The organism is Nostoc sp. DedQUE04 (assembly GCF_034530995.1).
Lineage (GTDB): Bacteria > Cyanobacteriota > Cyanobacteriia > Cyanobacteriales > Nostocaceae > Nostoc.
In genome coordinates this window covers 61,381-70,966 of record NZ_JAVRCA010000018.1, presented here as the reverse complement: position 1 = coordinate 70,966, position 9,586 = coordinate 61,381, and the positions used below count along the sequence as shown (strand labels likewise).

General features: G+C 41.3%; 5 protein-coding genes. All 5 read left to right on the top strand.

The window, feature by feature from the left end:
• The first annotated feature begins 26 nt into the window (after positions 1-26).
• The 5 genes from RM049_RS15200 to RM049_RS15180 all read left to right on the top strand — a co-directional run bounded on the left by RM049_RS15200 (position 27) and on the right by RM049_RS15180 (position 9,223).
• Positions 27-4,145: an amino acid adenylation domain-containing protein gene (locus RM049_RS15200; RefSeq protein ID WP_322704766.1), complete on the top strand. Its 4,119-nt coding sequence runs from the start codon at positions 27-29 to the stop codon at positions 4,143-4,145.
• Between the two features lie 9 nt (positions 4,146-4,154).
• Complete coding sequence (locus tag RM049_RS15195; RefSeq protein ID WP_322704764.1) at positions 4,155-5,528, top strand: cytochrome P450; 1,374 nt, start codon at positions 4,155-4,157, stop codon at positions 5,526-5,528.
• 40 nt (positions 5,529-5,568) lie between these two features.
• Positions 5,569-6,972, top strand: coding sequence for a cytochrome P450 (locus RM049_RS15190; RefSeq protein ID WP_322704763.1), 1,404 nt, complete (start codon positions 5,569-5,571; stop codon positions 6,970-6,972).
• 114 nt (positions 6,973-7,086) lie between these two features.
• Entirely contained in the window at positions 7,087-8,085 is a 999-nt protein-coding gene (locus RM049_RS15185; protein ID WP_322704762.1) for a methyltransferase, read from the top strand.
• Between the two features lie 100 nt (positions 8,086-8,185).
• Complete coding sequence (locus RM049_RS15180; protein WP_322704761.1) at positions 8,186-9,223, top strand: sucrase ferredoxin; 1,038 nt, start codon at positions 8,186-8,188, stop codon at positions 9,221-9,223.
• The last annotated feature ends 363 nt before the right edge of the window (positions 9,224-9,586 follow it).

Here is a 9,586-nt window from a genome sequence, read left to right as displayed (position 1 = left end):
TTAATAATTACAAATAACTCTTGAAAATGGATAAACAATACTCGAATTTATCACCTGCAAAAAAAGCCCTTCTAGAAAAATGGAAGGGAGGAAAGTTTCAATCTGATACAATTCCCCAGCGTCAGGTTTCTAACAATATTCCCCTATCTTTCTCTCAACAAAGGTTGTGGTTTATTGACCAACTTTATCACGGGAGTTCTTTCTATAATATTTCCAGTGCCTTTCATTTAAAAGGATTGCTTAATATTACGGCACTGAAGCAAAGTCTTAATGAAATCCTCAAGCGTCATGAAGTTTGGCGCACAACTTTTGCGCTTGTTAATGGACAACCAGTGCAGGAAATAGCACCGGAATTAACTTGGGAATTACCCATTATTAACTTTGAGCATTTATCTGGTAAAAATTGGGAGCCTAATGTTAAAAAACTTGCAATTGAGTCAGCAAAGAAACCCTTCAATTTAGCTAAAGGGCCTCTAGTTAGAGCAACTTTACTGCGCTTAGGTGAGGAAGAACACATTTTCCTTTTGACTATGCATCACATTATTACGGATGGATGGTCTATTGGTGTGTTTTTAGGGGAATTGTCAACGCTATATGCAGCATTTTCTACAAATCAGCATTCTCCCTTACCCAAACTTCCCATTCAGTATGCAGATTTTGCGATTTGGCAGCGCGATCGCTTACAAGGTAAAGTACTAGAAACCCAATTCAATTACTGGAAGCAACAACTGGGTGGCGAACTACCCTTACTCCAGTTACCTACAGATAATCCGCGTCCTGCTGTTGCTACTTTTACTGGTGCAAAGCAATACTTTACGTTCTCTAAAACCTTAACAGATGCACTTAACCAATTAAGCCAGCGCGAAGATGTCACTTTATTTATGACTTTGCTGGCAGCATTTAATACATTACTATACTGTTATACAGATCAAGAAGATATCTTAGTTGGTTCGCCAATTGCGAACCGTAACCGAGCCGAATTAGAAGGGATGCTGGGTTTATTTGTCAATACTTTGGTGTTGCGTAATAATCTCAGTGGTAATCCTCGCTTTTGCGAACTTCTACATCGAGTCCGTGAGGTGACTCTCGACGCTTATGCACACCAAGATTTGCCTTTTGAGAAGCTCGTAGAACAATTGCAACCAGAGCGAGACTTAAGCCGGAATCCACTTTATGAAGTTATGTTTGTCCTGCAAAATACGCCAACATCTATCCAGGAAGTTTTTGGTTTAACCTTGCGTCCTTTGCAGTTGGATAACGGTACAGCTCAGTTGGATATTTTTCTATCCATGTCCGAATCTCAACAAGGTTTAACAGGGTTTTTGGAGTACAACACAGACATTTTTGAGGATGCAACAATTACCCGATTCATTAGTAATTTTCAAACTTTATTGGAAAGCATTGTTGTTAATCAAGAACAGCACATCTCCCAATTATCACTACTAACTGCTCAGGAGCGAGAGCAACTATTATTTGAATGGAACAAGACCGAGGCAGATTATCCACAAAATGCCTCTCTACATCAATTATTTGAGCAGCAAGTCGAGCGATCGCCTGATAAATTAGCATTAATTAATCAAACCCAAGAACTGACTTATTCCCAACTTAACCAGAGGGTTAATCAGCTTACCCATTATTTACAAAAACAAGGTGTAGGAGAAAAAACTCTTGTTGCTATTTGCCTCGAACGTTCAGTAGAAATGGTTGTGGGGATTCTGGCTATTCTCAAAGCTGGTGGTGCTTACATTCCTCTCGATCCTAATTATCCAGTAGAACGCCTTGGATTCATGCTGTCTGATTCTCAGGTATCGGTGTTAATTACCCAACAAGAGATATTAGAAAAACTACCTGTATCTTCAGCTAAAATTGTTTGCTTAGACATCCACAAAGACGAAATTATTCAAGAAAGTCAGGAAAATCCTGTCAACACCTCAAAAGCTGATCATCTCGCCTATATTATCTACACTTCTGGTTCTACAGGCACTCCTAAAGGTGTTCTTGGTACTCATCGCGGTACAGTCAATGGTTTGCATTGGCTGTGGAAAACTTATCCCTTTGCAGCAGAGGAGGTTTGTTGTCAAAAAACAGCTATTAGTTTTGTAGATTCAGTATGGGAGATTTTTGCACCATTACTTCAGGGAATTCCCACTGCAATTATTCCTGATGCAATTGTGCTAGACCCACAATTATTTATAGAAACTCTGGCAAATTACAAAGTGACGCGGATAGTACTTGTTCCTTCACTGCTGCGCTTATTTTTTAATAGCTATAGTCATCTGATCAAAAACTTATCACATCTAAAACTTTGGATAACTAGTGGCGAAGCACTATCTATTGATTTAGCTCAAACTTTCCGAAAAATAATGCCATCGGCAAAACTAATCAACCTTTATGGATCATCGGAAGTTTCTGCGAATGTCACTTACTACGACACTAGTTTACTGACAGATAAATCAACTAGTGTTCCCATTGGTCGCCCTGTTGATAATACCCAAATATATGTATTGAATGGTCATTTGAAACCAAGTCCTGTAGGAGTGATTGGCGAACTTTATGTTGGTGGTGAGGGATTAGCCAGGGGATATTTAAACCGTCTGGAATTAACTCAGGAACGCTTTATTAATAATCCCTTTGTTCCAGGAACTAAACTTTACAAAACTGGTGATTTAGCGCGTTATCTCAACGATGGCAATCTTGAGTATTTGGGTCGCCGTGATGACCAAGTAAAAATTCGCGGCTTTCGGGTGGAACTGGGGGAAATTGTTGCAGCGATCGCACAACATCCAGATGTGCGAGAATCTGTTGTTATTAACCAAGATCAGGCTCAAGACTCAAGCCGTCTGATTGCATATATAGTGACAGATAAGCAAGACATAGTGACAGAACTGTTGCCCAAATTGCAACAGAAGCTGCCAAATTATATGATTCCATCTGCTTTCGTAGTATTGGATGCAATACCCCTAACACCTAATGGGAAAGTAGATAAACGATCTCTGAGTGCGTCTACCCTTGCAACCGACCAGGTTATCCGACAAAACGTCACTCAATCCTTTGTTGCTCCCCGGAATTTTACAGAATTAGGCTTGGTGAAGATTTGGGAAAATCTTCTGAATACTCAGCCGATTGGGGTAACAGATAACTTTTTTGATGTGGGTGGTCACTCATTTTTAGCAGTTCGCTTAATGGCTCAAATTTACGATCGATTTGGGCACAATCTTCCCCTATCTAATCTTTTTGAAAACCCGACTATTGAAAAACTAGCGACTATTGTTAGTCAGCCATTCCGTGATAGCTCCAGTTCTCCTCTAGTAGCAATTCAGTCTTCTGGTTCTAGGATACCTTTCTTTTGTATACATGGTGCCGGTGGAGGTATTCGTAACTATTTCAACTTGTCTAGAAGACTGGGTGAAGACTATCCATTTTATGCTTTAGAACATATCCCTGACCAAGAGGAACCTGAAATAATTTCAGTAGAGAAAACAGCAGCTCGCTACATCCAGGAAATTCGTCAGCGACAACCAAATGGCCCTTATCTTTTAGGTGGTTTTTGTTACGGTGGTGTGATTGCTTTTGAAATGGCACAACAATTACAAAGGCAAGGTCAAATGGTAGGTTTATTAGTTGTCATCGACGCCATATTACCTGAAACTACCATTAAACCAGGAGAGGATGATGATGCAAAATTCTTACTCCGCATGGCAGAATCGATTAAAACTAACAATAGTATAGACTTTTCAGTTCCTTTTGAAGAACTGCAAAATTTGTCACTAGATGAGCAATTTCACTTGATAAATAAAAAAACAAACTTTATTTTTAGTGACACAGAAATTAAGGATTTTCTCCGCTATTACAAACTTTTCAAAGTTCATGTCCAAGCTATGCGAGATTATGTCCCACAAGTTTATCCTGATCAAATGAATCTCTTTCGAGCTAATGAGGCAATTATTCATGACTTTCAAAGTCCAGAATTTCATACTGATGACCCCTTACTAGGTTGGGGCAAATATTCCAGCCAATCTATACAGGTCATTGAACTTCCAGGGGATCATTTCTCAATGTTCGTTGAACCTCATATTCAGGAATTGGCAAATCAGTTAAAAATTTGTATTGACGATGCTCACTCTTATATTAAAGAACGCGAGTGAAAAAGACCGATGAAACTACCTCCAGGGCCACAAACCCCCACTTGGCTACTGAATCAGCAATTCCAAACTGACCCTTTTGGCTATATGGATGCTATTAGCCAACGCTATGGTGATTTAGTTACCTTAATGTCTGATTCTAACCCAATAGTGTATGTCAGCAATCCCTCGGCGATCAAGCAGATTTTTACCAATACCAAAGAAATTACAGCTAGGGGTGCATTGAACCAAAATTTTGCTTTTATGACAGGAAAGCAAGGAGTACTTCAACTCGATGGTTTACCTCACAAACATCGGCGCAAACTTTTAATGCCTGCTTTTCATGGTGCGCGGATGCAAGCTTGTGGACAACGTATCTGCGAACTCACAGAAAAAATCATGAGTCAACAGGCAATTGCAAAACCTTTCATTGCCTACCCTACTATCGAAGATATCACTCTGCGGGTGGGTATAGAAGTTGTCTTGGGTTTAAATGAAGGCGATCGCTATGAGAAAATTAAGCATCTATTTGCTTGTGCCAACAAACAAACCCAATCTCTTCTATTTAAACTCACGACAAAACTCCCCTTTGGGCAACGGGATTTAGGTCGCTGGAGTCCGTGGGGATACCGTCTTCACCTCCGACGAGAACTTTTTCAAATGCTGTACGCTCAAGTCCAAGAACGCCGTCAGCAGGCAGATCGCTCTCGCACTGATATCCTCTCTGACCTGTTATTTGCTCATGATGAAACAGGCGAACTACTAAGTGATGAAGAGGTGCGTGACCTCTTATTGTCACCCATATTCGCATCTGGTGATGCTTCAGCAACTGCGATCGCTTGGTCACTATACTGGGTTCACAGTTTACCTATTGTTTACGAACGATTGCTTCAAGAACTCGATAGCCTGGGTAATTCTCCAGATCCAATGAGTATTGCGGCATTGCCTTATCTCAGTGCCGTGTGTAATGAAGCTTTGCGAATTTACCCGACTCAGTTATTCACATTTCCCCGATTGGTAGAATCACCAGTTGAAGTGATGGGTTATGAATTGAGTCCAGGTACAATACTCATTGGTAATATTTATTCAACCCATCAACGTGAAGATTTATATCCACAACCAAAGCAATTTCAGCCAGAGCGCTTTCTAGGAAAACAATTTTCGAGCTATGAATTTCTCCCATTCGGTGGCGGCGCTCGTAATTGTATTGGTGGAGCTTTTGCTTTGTTTGAAATGAAGCTTATACTAGCAACGATTCTTTCACATTATCAATTAGCACTAGTTAATAAACGACCAGAGAAACCAAAATTTGAAGGTCTAATTTGTTATCCATCTAGTGGCGTGAAAATGCTCATACATAGTCGGCGTCACACACAGTCGCAGCCATTGGTTGTGAGTTCAATTTAACAGCTATCGATTATTAAACAATTAGCAATAAAAAATCCTAATGAAACTACCTGAAGGGCCAAAAACTTCTACCCGGTTGCTGAGTCGTCAATTTAAGACCGATCCCCTCCGCTTATTGGATGCTATGGGCGATCGCTATGGTGATATTTTCACTGTTATGGCTGATTCTACCCCGATAGTGTACGTCAGTAACCCACAAGGGATAAAGCAGATTTTTACGAGTACCAAAGAAATTACAGCTTCTGGTAAATTGAACCAAGGTAGCGCTTTATTACTGGGAAACAACGGATTGCTCATGCTTGATGGCTTGCGCCACAAACATCGACGGCAGTTGTTGATGCCTCCTCTGCATGGAACTAGAGTAAAATCATACGGGCAGCGTATCTGTCAAGTTACAGAGCAAGTTATGAACGATCTGGCGATGCCTGGGTTGGGCTACGCCTACGGTAAATCTTTTTATGCCTACCCGACTGTGCAAAAAATTACCTTAGAGGTGATATTGCAAGCTTTATTTGGTTTGCATGAGGGAGAGCGTTATGAACAATTTAGGCAACTCCTTTCTAATTTATTAAGTTTTACCCGGTCTCGTTGGTTGAGGTTATGTTTGTCCTATACTTTTCTCAGACGAGATTTAGGTCGGTGGAGTCCTTGGGGATATTGGCTTGATTTGCAGCGACAATTTGACCAACTACTTTACACCGAAATTGCAGAACGACGAACACAAGCAGACCCCACACGCAGCGATGTACTCTCTGAACTAGTATTTGCTCAAGATGAAACTGGTCAACCAATGTCCAATGAGGATATCCGGGGCATCTTCCCATCATTGCTATTGGGTGGTCAAGATGCCTCAGCCACTGCCATAACTTGGGCATTATACTGGATTCACCGTTTACCTGCTGTTCGGGAACGATTGTTAGAAGAACTCAATGCCCTTGGGGAATCCCCAGATCCGATGAGGATTGTTGCACTACCCTACCTCAGTGCTGTTTGTAATGAATCGCTACGAATTTATCCGACTCAGGTAGTCACATTTCCCCGACTAGTAGAATCACCAATTCAGGTGATGGACTACGAATTGAGTCCAGGGACAATAGTCATAGGCTGTATTTATCTAACACATCAGCGTGAGGATTTATACCCAGAGCCAAAGCAATTCCAGCCAGAACGCTTTTTGGAGCGACAATACTCTCCCTACGAATTTTTACCATTTGGTGGTGGTGCTCGTCGCTGTCCGGGCGAGGTATTAGCATTTTTTGAAATGAAGCTAGTCTTAGCAACCATACTCCGGCGCTATCAACTGGCACTAGCGGATGAAAAAAAAGTAGAAAAACCCAAGGCTAGAGGTGTTAACTATCCGCCTGCTAGCGGCTTGAAAATGTTGATGCTCGAAGTAAGTCCACCTCCAGAGCGATCGCAACAGCTTGTTACTAGTTCTACTTAGCACAAGGTTAAAGAAATCTTACCGTTAGCCCACTTTCAGATTATCAACACTCAACGAATTTCATTAAAAATTATGGTTTTATCAGACCTTAAGCCTAGCAAAATAGAGTCTCCGATGACTGTGACACAATGGGTACACGCCTACTGGGTTTCACGATTGATCTATGTCGTCGCTAAACTTGGTATTGCTGATTTACTCAAAGACGGCTCCCAGCACTGCGATGCTTTAGCTGCTGCAACAAATACCCACAGTGATTCTCTTTATCGCGTATTACGAGCTCTTGCTAGTATCGGAATTTTTGCTGAGACGCAATCCCGATACTTTGAGCTAACTCCACTAGCTGATTGTTTGCAAAGCGATATTCCTGGCTCAATACGAGCCATGACAATCTTACGTGGCGAAGAGCATTACTACAAATCCTGGGGAAATTTGATGTACAGCGTAGAGACGGGAGAAAATGCCTTTGAGGATTTGTATGGCATGGATTTATTTGAGTACAACGAGCAAAATCCTATCCGAGGAAAAATCTTTGATGAGGCTATATCTTCGTCAAAAAACGCATACGCACATGCCCAATTCATAGAGGCTTATGATTTTTCATCAATTGACAAACTAGTTGATATTGGTGGTGGTAAAGGTCGCTTACTCGCTGCTATTCTCCAAGCCTATCCCACTATGAAAGGAGTATTGTTTGACCACCCAGATGTGATTGATAGAGCCAAGGATTCACTAGAATTAGTAGGTATCAGCGATCGCTGTCAATTAGTAGGAGGAGATTTTTTTGAGGCTGTCCCAGCAGGAGGAGATACTTATTTGCTTAAGAATGTTCTTCATAACTGGAATGATGTGCGAGCAAAAGAGATTCTTAGGCACTGCCATCAAGCTATGAAAGAACAAGGACGACTGTTGGTAATAGACTCCGTAATTCCTGCTGGTAACGATTTTTATCTAAGTAAATTTATGGACATAAATATGTTAGTAATGTGCCCTGGAGGACGCGAACGAACTGAAGCTGAGTTTCAAGATTTGTTTACATCTACAGGATTCAAACTCACCAAAATTATCCAAACACAATTGGAAGTAAGCATCATTGAAGCAATTAAACAAGAGTAGAAAAATCCCAAGTTTGAGGTATCAATTATTTTCCTGCTAAGTAGGTTGCTGCTATCAAGGTCAAATATGTTGACTTTTGTAAATAGAATGCCTCATAAATATGCAAACCCAACAAACTGATCAACTTCCTTCAATAGATTGTCGTTTTTGCTCATTGGTTTCTAAAGCTAACGGAGAAGATCCAATTGGTACAGCAGGAACTTGCAACCATTGGTTAATTATGGAGCTTCCACAACCTTGGCCGCAAAACATCTTTCAGGAAGATCCGAGAATAAAGCCGCTGTTGGGTCTGTTCCAAGAGTTAGCAGTTAAGCATGGAGTCCAGTTGCGACCAATGTTAATTGCTCCTGACCGCGAGTACTCCCACCCTGGCTTCACCCGTTTAATGTACTACTATCGTTCAACCGAGATGTTTTCTCAGTTTGAAAAGCAAGAGTTTGTTGTCCCAGAGGAGAAAGCAACTGCTTTGGTAACGGCAATACTCCAGCAGTTGATGCAACAGCCTAACGATTTATCAGCGTTTCAGCAGTATCAACAACAAACTAATCACATCCGCGAACTCATGGTTTGCACCCATGCTCAAGTTGACCTTGCCTGCGGCAGATTTGGCACTCCTATATATCGTCGGTTACGCAAAGAATATGCTCCTGCTTCCAATGGAGAGTTAAGAGTGTGGCAAACAACCCACTTTGGCGGTCATCAATTTGCTCCAACTCTAGCCGATTTTCCCCAAGGATGTTTATGGGGACATTTAGAACCAGAAATGCTCGATTTACTAGTATTGCGAGATGGTTCAGTCTCTGGGTTGCGTAAGTTTTACCGAGGATGTGTTGGTTTAAGAAAGTTTGAGCAAATTGTTGAACGCGAAATTTGGATGCAGTTGGGTTGGACTTGGCTCGACTATTTGAAAGCTGGTGAAGTGCTGGCAAAAGAGGAAATTAATGAAGAACAGGATGTCAACTGGGCTGATGTACGCATTAATTTCGCGGCTTCAGATGGCAGTGTATCAGGTGCCTATGAAGCGAGAGTTGAGGTCAATAGTGAGGTAATGAGTACATTGAATTCAGGGAAAGAAATGGAGTTAAAAGCAGTAAAACAGTATCGCGTTAGTCGTTTAGTCAAAGTTTGTCCGGGATAGCCGCCTGTCTCCAAAATCATTAGTACCAATGACCAATGATTAATTATTCTTTGATAATAAATAAATCAGCGCCATAGGGGCAATTCATGAATTGCCTCTACGGCAAATGTGGTTTTTCAAAACATCCATACTTGGTCTTTCCTGTCAATCCGTAAGCCCTAGACTTAGCCCTTTCAAGGTGACTCGTAAAATCTCTTATTTTTTCTCAGCGATCTCTGTGTCTCTGCGGTTTAAAAGTATTTTTTCTAACCACAGAGGCAAGGCAGCGCGGTCTTGGGAGTTTCCCCCATGAGCGACTGCCGCGCAGAGGACACAGAGTATAGAGCTTAAAGAGGAATCTATTTACCAAAATTTTTACGCACC